Origin of the sequence: Chitinophaga eiseniae (assembly GCF_012641265.1) — a bacterium.
Classification (GTDB): Bacteria; Bacteroidota; Bacteroidia; order Chitinophagales; family Chitinophagaceae; genus Chitinophaga; species Chitinophaga eiseniae_A.
Map to the genome: position 1 here is coordinate 1 of NZ_JABAHZ010000040.1, position 251 is coordinate 251.

Consider the following 251-nt stretch of genomic DNA (forward strand, 5'->3'; position numbering starts at 1 on the left):
GATCCTTATGAAAATGCCCTGGCTGAAAGAATGAATAAAACAATTAAAGAGGAATTTTTTCCCGACAGGCCTTTTAAAAGTAAAGAGTTGGCCATAAAGGCCACAGCGCAGGCTGTCACTCTTTATATGTAAAAGCTCCGATTTGATCCGACAGTAGGATAAATTTTTAGGCAGCTGGAGGTAGATCATCCAGCTGCTTTTCTTTTGCCAAATGTAACGTTTCTTCAAAAGTATGTAGTGGTGTCCTGCCA

At 40.2% G+C, this 251-nt stretch carries 1 protein-coding gene; it reads left to right on the forward strand.

What is annotated here, in order from left to right:
* On the forward strand, positions 1–132 hold a 132-nt coding region (locus HGH91_RS31705), incomplete at its 5' end, for an integrase core domain-containing protein (RefSeq protein ID WP_168743107.1).
* Positions 133–251 lie beyond the last annotated feature (119 nt).